General features: G+C 43.7%; 15 protein-coding genes. 8 read left to right on the plus strand and 7 right to left on the minus strand.

Annotated elements, in window-relative coordinates:
- The first annotated feature begins 4 nt into the window (after positions 1-4).
- The gene (locus tag MTR82_RS16130) at positions 5-289 is read left to right on the plus strand and encodes a PTS sugar transporter subunit IIB (RefSeq protein ID WP_052652650.1); all 285 of its coding nucleotides are present in this window, start codon (positions 5-7) and stop codon (positions 287-289) included.
- Between the two features lie 141 nt (positions 290-430).
- On the opposite strand, the gene MTR82_RS16135 is transcribed toward MTR82_RS16130, so the two are convergent.
- From MTR82_RS16135 to MTR82_RS16150, 4 genes are all read right to left on the minus strand, one after another.
- The gene (locus MTR82_RS16135) at positions 431-1,795 is read right to left on the minus strand and encodes a YjiH family protein (protein WP_246809880.1); all 1,365 of its coding nucleotides are present in this window, start codon (positions 1,793-1,795) and stop codon (positions 431-433) included.
- Between the two features lie 167 nt (positions 1,796-1,962).
- The gene (locus MTR82_RS16140; RefSeq protein WP_246809881.1) at positions 1,963-2,499 is read right to left on the minus strand and encodes a cupin domain-containing protein; all 537 of its coding nucleotides are present in this window, start codon (positions 2,497-2,499) and stop codon (positions 1,963-1,965) included.
- 27 nt (positions 2,500-2,526) lie between these two features.
- On the minus strand, positions 2,527-3,753 hold the full coding sequence (locus MTR82_RS16145) for a DUF819 family protein (RefSeq protein ID WP_246809882.1): 1,227 nt from the start codon (positions 3,751-3,753) through the stop codon (positions 2,527-2,529).
- 25 nt (positions 3,754-3,778) lie between these two features.
- A complete protein-coding gene (locus tag MTR82_RS16150; RefSeq protein ID WP_246809883.1) occupies positions 3,779-4,747 on the minus strand; it encodes a dipeptidase in 969 nt (322 codons plus the stop codon).
- Positions 4,748-4,916: 169 nt separating this feature from the next.
- Between MTR82_RS16150 and MTR82_RS16155 the strand changes: the two genes are divergently transcribed.
- From MTR82_RS16155 to MTR82_RS16170, 4 genes are all read left to right on the plus strand, one after another.
- Complete coding sequence (locus MTR82_RS16155; protein ID WP_246809884.1) at positions 4,917-5,414, plus strand: pyridoxamine 5'-phosphate oxidase family protein; 498 nt, start codon at positions 4,917-4,919, stop codon at positions 5,412-5,414.
- Between the two features lie 186 nt (positions 5,415-5,600).
- Complete coding sequence (gene gdhA / locus MTR82_RS16160; RefSeq protein ID WP_246809885.1) at positions 5,601-6,983, plus strand: NADP-specific glutamate dehydrogenase; 1,383 nt, start codon at positions 5,601-5,603, stop codon at positions 6,981-6,983.
- Between the two features lie 381 nt (positions 6,984-7,364).
- Entirely contained in the window at positions 7,365-8,102 is a 738-nt protein-coding gene (locus tag MTR82_RS16165) for a glycoside hydrolase family 16 protein (RefSeq protein ID WP_246809886.1), read from the plus strand.
- Positions 8,103-8,126: 24 nt separating this feature from the next.
- Positions 8,127-9,701 carry a glycosyltransferase family 2 protein gene (locus tag MTR82_RS16170; RefSeq protein ID WP_246809887.1) on the plus strand — a complete coding sequence of 525 codons (1,575 nt, stop codon included), beginning with the start codon at positions 8,127-8,129 and terminating at the stop codon, positions 9,699-9,701.
- 94 nt (positions 9,702-9,795) lie between these two features.
- Here the strand turns inward: MTR82_RS16170 and MTR82_RS16175 are convergent, their stop codons facing one another.
- Positions 9,796-10,302, minus strand: a complete 507-nt coding sequence (locus MTR82_RS16175; RefSeq protein ID WP_246809888.1) for a DUF2798 domain-containing protein — start codon at positions 10,300-10,302, stop codon at positions 9,796-9,798.
- A 384-nt stretch (positions 10,303-10,686) separates the two neighbouring features.
- Here MTR82_RS16175 and MTR82_RS16180 point away from each other — a divergent pair, with 384 nt between their 5' ends.
- The 3 genes from MTR82_RS16180 to MTR82_RS16190 all read left to right on the plus strand — a co-directional run bounded on the left by MTR82_RS16180 (position 10,687) and on the right by MTR82_RS16190 (position 13,504).
- On the plus strand, positions 10,687-11,886 hold the full coding sequence (locus MTR82_RS16180) for a Bcr/CflA family efflux MFS transporter (RefSeq protein ID WP_246809889.1): 1,200 nt from the start codon (positions 10,687-10,689) through the stop codon (positions 11,884-11,886).
- A gap of 86 nt (positions 11,887-11,972) precedes the next feature.
- Entirely contained in the window at positions 11,973-12,935 is a 963-nt protein-coding gene (locus MTR82_RS16185) for an Abi family protein (RefSeq protein ID WP_246809890.1), read from the plus strand.
- A gap of 20 nt (positions 12,936-12,955) precedes the next feature.
- Positions 12,956-13,504 carry a DUF1697 domain-containing protein gene (locus MTR82_RS16190; RefSeq protein WP_246809891.1) on the plus strand — a complete coding sequence of 183 codons (549 nt, stop codon included), beginning with the start codon at positions 12,956-12,958 and terminating at the stop codon, positions 13,502-13,504.
- A gap of 72 nt (positions 13,505-13,576) precedes the next feature.
- Here the strand turns inward: MTR82_RS16190 and mug are convergent, their stop codons facing one another.
- Both mug and MTR82_RS16200 read right to left on the minus strand, forming a co-directional pair.
- Positions 13,577-14,083 (minus strand): G/U mismatch-specific DNA glycosylase, encoded by a 507-nt coding sequence (gene mug / locus MTR82_RS16195; RefSeq protein ID WP_246809892.1) that lies wholly within the window; start codon positions 14,081-14,083, stop codon positions 13,577-13,579.
- Positions 14,084-14,112: 29 nt separating this feature from the next.
- Positions 14,113-15,189, minus strand: coding sequence for a tellurite resistance/C4-dicarboxylate transporter family protein (locus tag MTR82_RS16200; RefSeq protein ID WP_246809963.1), 1,077 nt, complete (start codon positions 15,187-15,189; stop codon positions 14,113-14,115).
- Positions 15,190-15,260 lie beyond the last annotated feature (71 nt).

Consider the following 15,260-nt stretch of genomic DNA (forward strand, 5'->3'; position numbering starts at 1 on the left):
TTAAATGAAAAAACTATTGATTATTTGCGGTACCGGTATAGCAACTTCCACTGTCGTGAAAGGAAAAGTGGAAGAGTGGCTAAAAGAAAATAATCTCACTCAAGATGTGAAAATCTATCAGTCAAAAGTCAGTGACGAGATCAATCGAATTGACGAATACGATATTGTGTTATCGACGACATTGGTTCCGGATAATATTAAAGACCGTGTAATTGACGGCATTCCTCTTTTAACTGGGATTGGCATCGATCCAATGTTTGAAAAAGTTTTAGCCGAAATAAAGCGGTAAGCAGATGGTGAAAATCGCTTTGAAAGAAAAGCTGCAAAAGCCAAGGCCAAGAGCTGCGGCTTTTGCGTTCATCTCTATTGAGTTCCAAAAGCATACATAAAAACAATCCATCTCCTCATCAAAGGAGATGGATTGTTTTGTTTAGACGAATAGATGAGCGAACAACACAAGGATTGGCAGCGTAATGATCGTGCGCAAGACGAAAATCACAGCAAGTTCCCAGAACTTAATGGGAATATTCGAGCGTAAAATCAGAATGCCGATTTCAGACATGTAAATGATTTGAGTCAAGGAAACCCCAGCTAAAACGAAACGCGTCAATTCACTTTCAATGCCGCTCCCGAGGACAGCTGGCAAGAACATGTCGGCGAAACCAACGAGCAGAGTAGGCGCCGCTTCAGCAGCTTCAGGCAACCCGAATAATGTCAGCACGGGAATCAACGGATAAGAAATAATTTTAAAGAGCGGCGTATATTCTGCGACGATTAAAGCTGCCGTACCAAGCGCCATAACAAGCGGAATCAGGGCCAGCCAGATATCGAGAACGGTTTCAACGCCTGTTTGGACCAGTTTTTTCGGACTTGCTGCTTTACTTGCTTTAAGGCGGGCTTCATCAAAGCCCCATTTCACGAGTGAAACACCTTCAGGAATCGTGTCATCAACTTGTTTGCCAACTGGCTCGTAATAGGTGTCCTTTTTGCGGGATAAGGGCGGAATTCTAGGCATAATCACAGCAGCCACTATGCAAGCGACAGATACCGCTAAGTAAAAGGGCAGAAACAAATGGCCAATGCCGACAACATTCGCAACAACCAAACTGAAAGCGACTGAAGCGATGGAGAATGTTGTGGCGATGACCGCAGCTTCACGCTGCGTATAATTGCCTTCATCGTATTGCTTCATCGTTACTAATACGCCAACCGGTGCAGCGCCCATCCATGAAGCCATGGCATCGATAGAGGAGCGGCCGGGCAAAGTGAAGATCGGGCGCATAAACTTGTTAAGCAAGGCGCCGACAAATTCCATTAGGCCAAATTCGACCAATAAGGGAAGCAGGATTCCGGCGAAGAGGAACCAGGTAAGCAACACCGGTGCAAGATCGTACAGTACTACGCCGCCTGTCGCCCGGGAAGAAATCACTTCAGGACCAACTTCGTAGAACGTCATCAAACCAAAAACAAAAGCAAGTACACGGACAACCAGTCCGAAGGGTCCGTTAATGAATGTCGTACGCAAGAAAGGGGAGTTCTGAACAAAAGCGGGTTTAATAGCAGTCGCTGCCAAACTGGCAAGGGCAGAAAATCCAAGCAAGAAGACGATGAATGCGGGAATCGCTTCGCCAAAAGTGGATTGGAGGAAAGATGCCAGAATACCGACGCCGATGGTTACTTCGCCGTTATAAGAAATTGGACACAAAAACAGCAAAGCCCCGATGATAGAGGGAATTAAAAACTTCCAGGTGTCGATGGGAGAAATAGTTTTCTTATTATTTTGAATCAATGTCATTTTCTTGCCTCCAAAGAATTACTATAATGTATTGAATATACGTTATATTGAGTATTTATTCAATAGTAAATGAAAAGTTCTCCCACTTGGCATAATCGAAACCCGAGTAAAGCGGCAAATGCAAAAACGCCAGCCCCATTCATTTGAATGGAGCTGGCATTTTTAGATTAAACGGGCCATCCAGTCATGGCCCATACTGATACAGCACGGCTTTCAGAGTGGTTGTAGAACCGATGGGGCAGGGTGCTCTTAAATCGAATGCTGTCTCCTGCCTTTAAGATGTGAGATTCGCCATTTAAATGGACGGTCATTTCCCCTTCCAGCACGAGGCCGCATTCTTCGCCCGAATGTTCTACGAGCTGCCGGTCTTCCTGTCCAGGTTCCAAATAGATCATAATCATTTCGATTTCGCCTTTATTGGTCGGAGTTAACAGCTCGTATTTGGAATGCGAAACAGGGAAATGAAAACTTTTCCGTTCCCTTTGTCTTATAATTTGAGAAGAAGGTTCATCTGTCCCGAGTAAAGAAGAAATTGAAATATTCAAGCCGGCGCACAGTTTGTACAAGGTTGTCAGCGTAGGATCCGTGTTCCGTCTTTCAATTTGGCTGATCATGCTGACGCTCACGCCAGATTTTTCGGAGAGTTCTTTCAGTGAAAGAGAACGTTCAGTCCGCAATTTTTTAATTTTTTGTCCATCAAACATTTTACGTCTCCAGTCTAAAGAAAGTATTTACATGAAAGTGGCGAACCACAGTCCCAACGTCGTGCCAACATAATTGCCAATAATGTAGCCGATGGTTCCCACAACTAAAATAGGGCCGATCAGCTCTTTCCATCCCTTGGCAATGGCCATAGCCGCAGCCGTAGTCGGCCCGCCGATATTGGCATTGCTGACAAGCAGGATTTCTTCTAAATCATATTTCAGGAGCTTTCCGGCTGTCAATGAAATAAGGAGGTTAAAGCTGACGATGATGAAGACGAATACCAATAACAATGGTGCATTTTGAATGATCAATGGGATAGAAGCCGGAATTCCGATTACCACAAAGAACAAGTAAATTAAAAACGTTCCAATTTCCTGGCTGCCGTTGATGTTTTCAAAATATCGCGGGAAAAATGCCAAGGCGATAAAAGTCAACGTCGTCAAAATGAGGTAATTATCGCCAAACAAACCATTGAGTAAATTCCAGCCGAATGAAACATCGTCTCCGGAAGGAATAATGCCGTTCAGGAAGCCAGCAATTTTAAAAGATACGATGACCAGGAAAAAAGCAGTCCCAACAGATAAAGCGATGTCTTTTAACGAAATATCCTGGCGTTTCCAGAAACTCTCGGCATTTGTTTTTCCGGCCCCGGCTGCTTCCTCGCTATCAGCCTGCTGCACATGTGGATGAGGAAAAAGCTTTTTGAAAAATTTAAGGGTCGGGATTGTCATCAGGATGATAAAGAATAATGCCATCATCAGGTTATCCGCAACAATTGCTGAGGAAACCATATCTTCGGGCGCATCGAATTTTGCGGTCATGGCTGCAAAGTTAACGCCGCCGCCGACATAGGAAGCACTCATCATCCCGCCGATTTTATCCAGAAACGGTATATGGTCTTTTAATAGGAAAAAGCTAATGATGGTCCCGGCGATCGTCCCAATGGAACTCAGGAGGAAAATAATCAGCATTTTACCGCTTTCCTGCCAGATTTTCTTGAAGTTCACATGAAACAGCAATAGAGGAATGGCAAGAGGAATGATAAATGCCCAAACAGCATCATACACAGGTGAAGCAACTGGAATAATGCGGGTGTTTGATAAGATAATCGCGGACACGAGAGCAATGATGGCTCCTGAAATTTTCCCGGCCCAACTATATTTTTGTTCTAATACAATGCTCATGGCTGCAATAATCACGATAATTCCCCAAAGTGTGATTAAATCATCCGATTTGATTAACGTGTTTTCCATAAAAAATCCCCTTTATGTAGCGTATTTACTTGCTTTCGATAAGCCGTATGGCATTTTGATAACCAATGGCTTCAAGTTCCTTATTTGTAAATCCCCGTTTCGCCATCTGCTCAAGCAAGTCGGGAATTCTCGTGATGTCTTCGAGCCCTTTTGTCGAGCCCGCCATTTCCAAGCCGATCGCGTGGCCTTTCAAATAATCCATGAAATCAAAGCCGAAAGCCAAATGCTCCGTTCCAATCAGATCAGCGATATAAATAGCGTGATCGACAAAGCGGTCGAGTGTAGGTTTTTTAGGATCAATAAATCCCCAATAAGAATTGAGTCCGACGATTCCATTTTTCTCAGCAATCGCTTTTAACTGTGCATCGGTTAAATTTCTTTCATGGACGCAAAGCGTGCGGGCATTGCTGTGCGAAGCAATGATTGGGCGATGGCTGTAATGGTATAGATTCCAAAATGATTCATCGTCAAGATGGGAAGCATCGACCAGCCATCCGAACTCATTCGCTTTATTGACTGCAAGATTTCCTAAGTGTGTCAGTCCGGATTGAAGATTACCGGATCCGGTGCCGCTGGCAAAATCATTGCGTCCATTCCACGTAAGGCTCATATGATTAATTCCGATTTCATCCAATCTGCTAAGAGATTCGGACAGCTGATGCAGCGATGAACCAAGAAAATCAAGGCCTTCTAAACCCATAATCAAGTTTATCTTGTCTGAAGGGGGCGAAAACAGAGCGTCGCTTAAAGAACCGCAAATCTGCGCATACTTCGAATGCTCCAAGTCCTCCATCACTAAACGGTAAACGGTTTGGATGCGTTCAAGCGGTGCCTGCTGAAAAACAGGTTCTACCCAAAATACACAAATAACCGTTTCCACTAAACCGGCTTTAAGTTTTGGATAATGGTAGGCATCAAAGATATTGCTTTCCCCTCGGCTTTTCCGCCAAGCAATATCTGTAAACAAATCTGAATGCATATCGATTATTTTCATTCTATTCCCCCTTTTCATTATAGTATAATTATTTTATTATATTGTAAATATTTTAAAGCAATCAATCGAATTTATCCACATCCTCGCAGGTTTAATCCATTTTCGGCAGGGAAAACAAGAACCATTAGCAGAAAAGAGATTCCATAAGTCATGAGGAGGAGTAAATAAAATGGCAGAAATTTCAACCCATGAAGAAGCAATAAAAACGGTAAATGATTTGATTAAAGATGTAGAAGTCGCCATGCTGACAACGATTACAGACGGAAAAGCTGTATCAAGACCAATGCAGACGCAAGAGGCAGAGTTTGACGGCGAGCTCTGGTTCCTTACGTTAAAAGATACAGCAAAATACTTGGAGATCATTGCGAACCCTTCTGTAAATCTTGCATATGCCGGGAAATCCTATGTATCCATCAGCGGGACAGCAGAATTCTCAGAAGACCTTGAGCGGAAAAAAGAGTATTGGAATCCGATATTCGAAAAAATGCTGGAAACCACGTATGATGATCCGAATGTCGTGCTGATTAAAGTAACAGCAGACACAGCAGAGTATTGGGAATCCGGCAATAAATTAAAAGCAGTGAAGCAATTCGCTAAAAAGCTCACGAACAATGAACGAGCAGGCGATAATGAAGAAATGAACGAAACAGTAAAATTCAATAACTAAGCAAGCCCTTGGCCGCATTTCATTAAAATAATGGAAATGCGGTTTTTTGTGTGGTCTGCATTTTTAATCGAAATTTGATTTGCTTCCGCTTCGGGCAATTTGTATAATGGAATTTAATATTAATTTTTCCGAATAATTATTCATGTCTGCCAAATCCATCAGTATGCAATTGAGGGGGAAAATAGAGTGAAAGCAGTCAACGAAAGCATCCAGACTAAGGAGCCATCTGCTCATGAATACATAAAAGCGGTCCACAAGAAAGTAAGAGACCGCAATCCAGGCGAACCTGAGTTTTTGCAGGCGGCGTGGGAAGTTTTTTCTTCGCTGCAGCCCGTATTTGAACAGCATCCGGAATATGTGGAAGAAGGAATTTTAGAACGCATTTCGGAACCGGAGCGGTTTATTGCATTTCGGGTGACGTGGGAAGACGACGCTGGAAACGTGCATGTGAATCGCGGCTACCGGGTGCAGTTTAATAGCACACTTGGGCCTTTTAAAGGAGGCCTTCGTTTCCATCCGACCCTTACAGGGAGTGTTGTGAAATTTTTGGGATTTGAACAGATTTTCAAGAATGCTTTAACAGGCCTGCCAATCGGAGGCGGTAAAGGCGGCGCGGATTTCGATCCGAAAGGACGGTCTGACCGTGAAATCATGCGGTTCTGCCAAAGTTTCATGACGGAACTGAGCCGCCATATCGGCCCGGATATTGATGTGCCGGCTGGCGATATTGGAGTGGGAAAACGCGAAATCGGTTATTTATTCGGCCAGTATAAGCGGATTCGCAATGCATTTGAAGCGGGTGTATTCACAGGCAAAAATCCGGATAATGGAGGAAGTTTGATCCGGAAAGAAGCAACAGGCTACGGCACCGTCTATTTTGTAGAAGAAATGCTAAAAGGTGAAGGGCTTTCGTTTGAAGGCAGCCGGGTCATCGTCTCCGGATCTGGCAATGTTTCCATCTATGCCATGGAAAAAGCGATTGAGTTCGGTGCTACGGTAGTCGCCTGCAGCGATTCGGAAGGGTATATTTACGATCCTGAAGGAATTGATGTCAATACAGTCAAACAGCTGAAAGAAGTGGAGCGCAAAAGAATTTATCATTATTTGGAGCATCACCCGAAAGCGCGCTTCGGAAAAGATAAATCGGATATCTGGAAAATCCCTTGTGACATCGCACTTCCTTGTGCAACTCAAAATGAGATTGGCCGAGAAGGGGCAGAGGCATTAGTCGATAATGGAGTGAAAGCCATCGGTGAAGGAGCCAATATGCCATGTGATGAAGAGGCAGTCCGCATTTTGACCAATAACCACGTATTGTTCGCGCCTGCAAAAGCCGCAAATGCAGGCGGAGTCGCCGTATCCGCCATGGAAATGTCCCAGAACAGCATGCGCTATTCCTGGACTTCTGAAGAAGTTGATGAGAAACTGCATCAAGTGATGAAAAACATTTATCGCAACTGCATCGAAACTGCAGAAAAATATGGGGCACCTGGAAACTTAATTGCCGGTGCCAATATCGCCGGATTCAAAAAAGTGGCAGATGCCATGCTTGAACATGGATTAAACTAACTTAAATTTCATATTGCTTGCAAAAAACGCTTAGACGAAAAATGTCTAAGCGTTTTTTTATGGATTTTATCGCCATTGCCCCTGTTATTTGTGTCTTCGATAATACACATTTTTTAAGAAAATTTTTAAAAAAAAGCGGAATTCACATATTTTTAGTATAAAACATTCTAAGTATTAAGAAAATTTAACTCAATTTTAACCTTAGCACTATATTGTAACCTCTATGACTCAGAAAATAAGGTTTAACTAGTCATATAGTATCGGATGTCAAAAATAAACAAGTTTTTTATTACTTTTAGGCAGGGTGATGGAATGAACGTTTTGAGCGGCACAATTTGTGCATCAATGGCGCTATTTTGTTTAGCGGGAGGAGGAACGTATATGGATTATTTGCCGCCGCCATCATCAGAATCTCCATTAGTGAATAACGGGGGAGTGTTGGAAGATCACAATACAGTACCCTGGAAGATCGTCTGGAATGAAGAGTTTGATGGGGAAGCGCTCGATCCAGCTCGTTGGAATGTATTGGACGATCCTTATGGATACGGAAACAGAAGCCAGCATTACAAGCCTGAAAATGTGGAGGTGAGTGAGGGCAATTTGAAAATCCACACAAAAAAGGAGATGTCTCAAGGATTTCCATATACGTCAGGGGCGGTCACAACAAAAGGAAAAGTCGTATTTAAATATGGGAAACTCGAGGTGAGAGCGAAATTTCCAGCAGGGACGGGATTGTTGCCTGCCATATGGTTTTGGAACAATGCTGGGAAGGCTTTTCCGGAAATCGATATCGTAGAAATACTCGGCCAACAGCCAGGGCAAGTTTGGAGCACAATCCATTATGAAGTGAACCGGATATATGGAAAGGATTATAACCTTTCGGATTTGCCGAATTTGACGACAGATTATCATACGTTCGGCATTGAATGGTATCCCGAAAAGATTACATTTTTTGTTGATGGAACGCCTCTGTATACAAGCACGACTTTTGTACCTGATGAAGAAATGTACTTATTCATCAATACGGGGGTGGGAGGCGATTGGGTCGGAGAACCGGATGAAACTACACCATTTCCAGCACAGCTGCTCGTCGACTGGATTAGATATTACCAAAAATAAAAATAGAGTTAAGGGGATGGAATTATGAGTGTGTTTTTAATCATATGTTTAATACCGTGGGCCATATTCTTCACGATTCAATTATTGTACTTGGTTTTAGCGTTAAAAATGACGAAAAAAGAGACGACCGTCAGGAAAGATATAGAGGAATCGAAAATGTCGATTCTTGTGCCCGCTTATAACGAAGCAAAAGTTTTAGCGAGTTGCTTTACAGGTTTTCAAAATTTGGATTATAAGAATTTCGAATTGATTTTAATAAACGATGGTTCAGATGATGAAACAATGAAATTATTAGTGGATTTATTGGATTTAAAGGAAGAATTGCTCTTAGCAAAAGACAAATTGGCTTATAATCCAGTCATTCGTACCTTTGTTTCTGCCACTTATCCTCATGTAAAAGTGCTCGATAAGGTGAATGGAGGAAAGGCGGATGCATTGAATGCAGGAGCAGACTATGCTTCTGGCGACATCATCATTACTTTGGATGCGGATAGTATTTTACAAAAAAATGCCTTGACCCATATAAATGAAGCGATGCAAGATCCGAATGTAATCGCGGGAGGCGGTATGGTGCATGTTGGGCAAATGTATAAGGAATCGAAACCGTCTTTTAAAGGCAACGGACTGACTCGTTATCAATTGTCTGATTATATGCTGTCGTTTTACGTCAAACGATTTGTGCAATCGAAATTCGGAGTAGTTTCTGTCGTATCCGGAGCGTTTGGTGCATTTAAGGCTTTTGCTTTATATGAAGCGGGAGGATATAAAAAGACAATTGGAGAAGACATGGAAATCACGCTCAGAATGCAGCAATTGATCAAAAACACCTATACAAAAGGCAAGTTGGTTTTTGTGCCGAAAGCGGAATGTTATACAGAAGTACCGGGCGACTTTAAAAGTTTATCCAAGCAGAGAGTTAGATGGCAAAAAGGCTTTATCGATGCTTTGAAGATGTATCATAAGGGGAAAGTGGAAAAGCTGGGCTTCAAACTCGTTTTCTTTATCTTTATTGATTCATTGCTGCCTGGAGTGGCTGGCATTTTCACAACGGCGTTTCTTGCTTACGGCTTCATAACAGCTACAGTGTCGGATTTGACACTTTTGTTATTAGCCATGACCGCAGTGCTTCAAATTACGCAGCGCGTCGGATCATATGTGGTTTCAAACAGACATGGGCATGTCTATCCGAAATTCGATTACTTCAAAATCACTTTATTTTCCGCTATCGAATTGGTTAGTTACCGTCTATTGGATGCTTATTATTTCTTATACGGTTCAATCGCATACGTACTTGAACGGGAACATACGTGGAACAAGCTAGAACGGACGGGAATCGTTTCCATCTATCCAACTGAACCTACTATCTCTACGCCGCTTCCGCTAGTTGGGGCTTTGCCGATTAAAGAAGTGGCGATGGAAATAGCAGCCGTCATTACTCCGACGCCTGATTTCCAAGAAGAGCCAGAAACGGTGCCTGAGTTGCTCCAAGAACTAGTCACGAAAACAGTGCTGGATCCGATCGAAGATTTAGTGGCAGAGGTAAGCCAAGAAAGTTTCCATGCGGCTCAAGGAGATGAACAACGCATGAATCTGCACTAAAATATCTGAAATTTCAGTTATTTATTATTGATTTTCTTTTATCTCTTCCTGAATATAGAAAACTCCCGGACTTTTACAGACTGGGAGTTTTTTATTATCCTGCAATTGAAGCTAGCGCTTTTTTATCTTGTATGTCATGCATTTTAACCATCACGAAACGGGCGATCGGCTGAATGACTAAGCTTTCAGCAGCAAGGACAATCAGAAAATTGCGTGGCCAATACTGCAGCCAATTGCTGAAGATTTCAGTATGGTATCCATTTCCGACAAGGTCGCCAAGGAAAGTCATAGCCGCTGACATTCCGAGGACCGTGAAAAGGATGCGAAAAAGAATTTTTGAATTGAAGCTATCAGTGGGCTTAGTGAATTTAGCTGTCAATGCTTCAGCAAGGCGCCCAAAAATAGCAGGTTCGATAATCATTACGATGATCCACATGATGGGCACCATTTTTAAAATTGAAAAGGCGATGTCTCCGTTGAAAGTTCCGGCAAAATAGATCGTACTGAATGAGGTCATGAACAATACCGTCATCGTGGAAATCAAGGTGCCGTATAGCAAGCCTTCTTTCGGGTTTCTTGGCAGTCTTTTTTCTTTTTGCATGTTTTACTTCCTTTCAAAAATCATTTTTGACTGCATATTCCAGTAAGTCTTATCTAAATAAAGCATTCGTTCCAGCAATGAAAAAAAGCTTGAAGTGCATCAAAGGAAAAAAGCATAGAATAGAAAGTGAAATATTCTGGTTTGCATCCGCTATATTCACCATTGTTAACATACACTTTTGTAAACCTGGCAATCAGGAGCACACTCAATTTAAAGACGTTAATTGGTTCAGTCTGTTTACTACGATACCAATATGGCTAGTTTTGAGGTAAGTGTCCATTTTGTGTCTTTTTAAGTTCCTGAAGAAAAATGAAGAGATTGCTGAAACTATTCCTGTAATTCATGTATAGTTAATTAGATCATTTAGTGAGAGGTGTTTTATACATGTTGCATAATCCAAAAGGGAGAAAAAGATTGGGGCTCGCTTTGCTTCTCAGCATGCTCGGGGTATTGGCTCCATTGAATATTGATATGTATTTGCCTGGTTTTCCTTTAATCGCACAAGATTTGGACGCTCATATATCATTAGTCCAGCTTAGTTTGACTGCTTGTTTGATTGGACTGGCGGCGGGGCAGATTGTGGTCGGGCCTTTGAGTGACGCCCACGGCAGAAGGAAACCGTTGATCATTTCGGTCATTCTCTTTGCGTTGTCATCGCTTCTTTGTGCTGTAGCCCCGACGATTGAGTTATTGATTGCCGCTCGTTTTCTGCAAGGTTTTACAGCTGCAGGAGGAGTGGTCTTATCAAGAGCTGTAGTCAGCGACGTTTTTACGGGAAGGGAAATGACGAAGTTCTTTGCTTTACTGATGGTCATCAATGCCGTTGCACCTATGGTGGCACCGATTGCAGGAGGAGGCATTCTTGCATTGCCCTTCGGAGGCTGGGAAAGCATTTTCTACTTTTTAAGTTTGCTTGGATTGATCATGGTTGTGATTGTCACACTGCGGCTGCCCGAAACCTTGCCCTCTGAGAAGAGGATGCCAAGTTCGATTGGAACTTCCATTCGGACAATGGGGAGTTTGTTCAAAGCGCGGCCTTTTATCGGCTATGCGCTTGTCGTCGGCCTGATTCATGGAGGAAGTTTTGCTTATGTGGCAGGGACGCCTTTTGTTTATCAGGAAATATACGGCGTATCACCGCAAGTGTTCAGCGTGCTCTTCGGCATCAATGGAATCGCAATGATTCTAGGCAGCACCATCATCGGGAAGTTCGGCGGGATCGTCTCTGAACATCGCTTATTGCAAGGTGCTGCATGGGTTGCTGTTGCCGCGACATTGATATTATTCATTATGACGATCATCGAAGGTCCGCTCGCAGCACTTGTCATTTCGATTTTCATCTATATGATCGCAGTCGGCATGACGTTCACGAGTTCGTTTACACTCGCCATGCGAGACCAAGGCCACCGGGCAGGGAGTGCCAGTGCCGTTGTCGGCATGCTGCCGCTCGTTATCGGTTCGATTGTGTCGCCGCTAGTCGGCATTAACGAATTATCGGCAGTTCCGATGGGGACGATTCTATTTGGATCATCTGTTCTTGGATTGCTTGCATTTGCCACCTTGACTGGAAAGCCTAAAGGGTAGTGGAGCCGCATTTATTGCGGTTCTTTTTTATGGTTTATTTCTTTGGCGTGCTCGATTAAAGTAAGAGAAAGAAGTATTTAAAGAGGATGAGAATTGTGAAGTTTTTTGCAGACCATGATGAACAAATACAGATTTTGCGCGAACGGGGATTGATCGTAAAAGATGTGACCCAGGCGAAACGGATTTTGTCCCGTGAAAATTATTACGCCTTGATTGATGGCTACAAAGAACCGTTCATGGAACACGATGAGCGTTTAAATCCCTATGGGCAGGAGCGCTACCGGGAAGGGACGGAGTTCAGCCATATCTATGCGCTCTACCGTTTCGATCGGGAATTGCGTATCTTGATGCTGAACGAACTGCTGAAATTTGAAAAGAATATGAAATCAAAGATCGCTTATCGCTTCTCTGAGAAATTCCAGGGCAAGGATAGCTTTTTAGAGCCTGGAAATTATAGCGAAAACAGTGAGCATCACCATGAACGCGACCGCGTCATTTCGACGCTCGCGAACTTGATCAAAAGCCATAAAAAGCGCGACCGCGTGAGGTATCCAGCTATCCGAGATTTTTTCGACAAGCATCGAAATGTGCCGCTCTGGGTGCTCGTCAACTTTTTATCGCTCGGACAAATCATTAACTTTTATCAAGTAATCGAAGAGGAGCTGCGGGAAAGGATTGCCCAGAACTTTGCTGAAGAATTCAGTGAAGAATATACAAACCTGCAGCTGAGCGCCTACGAGCTTGATGCCATTTTAGAAGTGGCATTTCCTTACCGCAATAAATCTGCGCATGAAGAAGTGATTTACCGTTTTCGGCTGCCGCATCCCGTTGAGCTGGGGAATTTGGAAAGCAGGCTGGATATGGAAGCCGGGAGCTTAAAGCAAGGTACTGTATTTTCAGTTTCTGCTTTATTGAAGTTAGTGCTGGCGAAGGAAGAATACGAAGTGTTTTCATCGGAACTCGAGCGTTTATTGAATGAATTGAAAGCGGAAGTACAAGGCCAAGCTTTTGGCTTCATTATGAAAGATGCGGGGTTTTATTCTCTTTAACTGAAGGGGAGTGTGGAGTAATGGATGATACTTACATTGCGCTGCTCAGAGGCATAAACGTCGGCGGAAACAATAAAATCGATATGAAGGCTTTGAAACTGGCGTTTGAGCAAGCAGGTTTCACAGCGGTCAAAACTTATATCAATTCTGGAAATATCCTTTTTAAAAGCGGCCATTTGCCAAAGAAGGAATTGGGGCCGATAACAGAAAAAGCCATCCTTGAGCACTTCGGGCTGAACATCAAAGTCCTGATTTACGCTGCCAAGGAATTTCTCTCGATTGCTAAAGCGCTTCCGGAAAATTGGGTGAATGACAAGGAAATGAAAAGCGATGTCCTGTTCCTTTGGGAAGAAGTGGATGATGAAAAGATCATGGAACAGCTGCAGCTGAAGCCGGAAGTTGACCAAGTCATCTACGTTCCAGGCGCGATCCTATGGACGGTGGCGAGAGAAAACGTCGCCAAAAGCGGCATGGTGAAAATTGTCGGAACGGATATTTACCGCAAAGTCACGATCCGCAATGTCAATACAGTCCGTAAACTGGCGGGGTTGATTGAGGATTTGGGCTGATCGAAAAAAGCCGTCCCTTTAGACTAAAGGGGCGGCTTTTGGAGTTGGCATATTATTTCTGAAAAAATACGGTCAGACATAGCGCTTTAATTCCTCGTAGATTTGGACGATCTCATCAAATTTCATCCGGACGAGGCCGGATGATGAAGGGGCGACATATTCGATAATTCCTGGAAGGACCGGCTCTTCCTGCAATCCCCACGGAATCTGCCGTTTCTTGCTGTATTCCTGGTAGACGCCTTTGCCGACAAAGCAGACAGCAGTCGGTTTGAATTTTAGAATCTTTTCTTGCAGCGCTGCTGCCCCTTCCTTGTATTCAGCTTTTGTGATGTCCGCCGCTTCTTTTGTAGGGCGGTCCACAATATTCGTCAGGCCGAATCCGAGATCCAGCAGTTTGCTGTTCTCTTCAGGTGCAAACTTCCAGGGAGTCAGGCTAGCTTGATATAAGATCTTCCAAAAACGGTTTGTCGGATTGGCATAGTGGTAGCCGGTTTCGGAAGAACGGATGCTCGGATTAAAGCCAACGAAAAGGATTTTTAAATTTTCTTTTAGATGATCGGGAATCGGTTCTAACTGCACTAGCAAGGCCTCCTTTAGCGAATGGCGGATTATTGAGAGGGTTGACTGTTCTTTTTCTGTATTCTTTCAGTCCGGTAGAATTTCATCCAGCGGAAATACACATGCCGAAGCATTCCCACAAAAACCAAAACCCACGAAATCAACGAAATGTAGAACATGGCTCGGGGAATCGCTTTTAGAAAAGGAAGATCCAGGGCAACCGCCAGTTCCCAAGTGCTGGCGGTGTACATTGCGAGCGGAAAGACCATGGCCCACCACTGCGGGCCATAACTGAACGGATAGCGATGATAGGCATGGCGCCAATAAGTCAAAATGAACAGCAGCGGAATCCACCAGGTGCCGCCTGCCCAGAAAAATAAAGTAAAGCCTTTTAGAAAAGGGCTGATTTCAAGCAGCAGCGGAGAATCATCTACGTGCAGAATCAATGTAGCACCAGCCAGGCTCGTGATGGCTACAGCGCCCATATTGATCCAGTAAGGCGGCGTTAATTCAGCAAATGCTAGACGAAGAAAAGTAAATCGATAAAAAATAAGGGCAATAATCGTTAGGTAAAGCATGCAGCCTAGGAAGTGCATGCAAACCGCAAAAAAGACCAGGGCACCTCCGCTGTTTTGCAGATGTGGAAACAGCATGATGCCGAGAATGGAAACCGATTGGGTCGCAACCGCTGCAATCAGCCAGGCGCCATTGATGCCTTCCAACAACGAAGGTTTATTGCGCCGGACCGTGACGGCTGTGAAAAAAGTGTACATAATGATAAACCAAAGAAATATGCCGGCAATCCATAAATAGAAGGCCGCTGCATCAGAACCGGTGACCACAATCAGCTGGCTGCCGAGTACACAAGTGGCGGCGACAGTGGTAAAGAAACCGGGCCCGACCGAGTGGCTCGTCAAGTCAGCCAAAAGCCGTTTTGGATAGTTCGCGAGGCGAATCCCTGTTAACCCCCATAGAACGGCAAATGCGGCTACATTTAGATAAAGCAAGACGTCGGCAAGAAGCTCAAAGCCAAGAAAAAACGAACTGATGGACAATGCGCCAGTTGCCATCACAAAAGCAAAATAAGCTGGAAACAAAGTTTCAGCCAGCAGCTTGAAAAATTTCATCACAAGGTCCACTCCTACGGTTATTAAAAGGTTCACTGAAAAAATGCTTTACGTTATTGTAACATGCTTTG

Source organism: Planococcus ruber (assembly GCF_022819085.1).
Taxonomy (GTDB): Bacteria; Bacillota; Bacilli; order Bacillales_A; family Planococcaceae; genus Planococcus; species Planococcus ruber.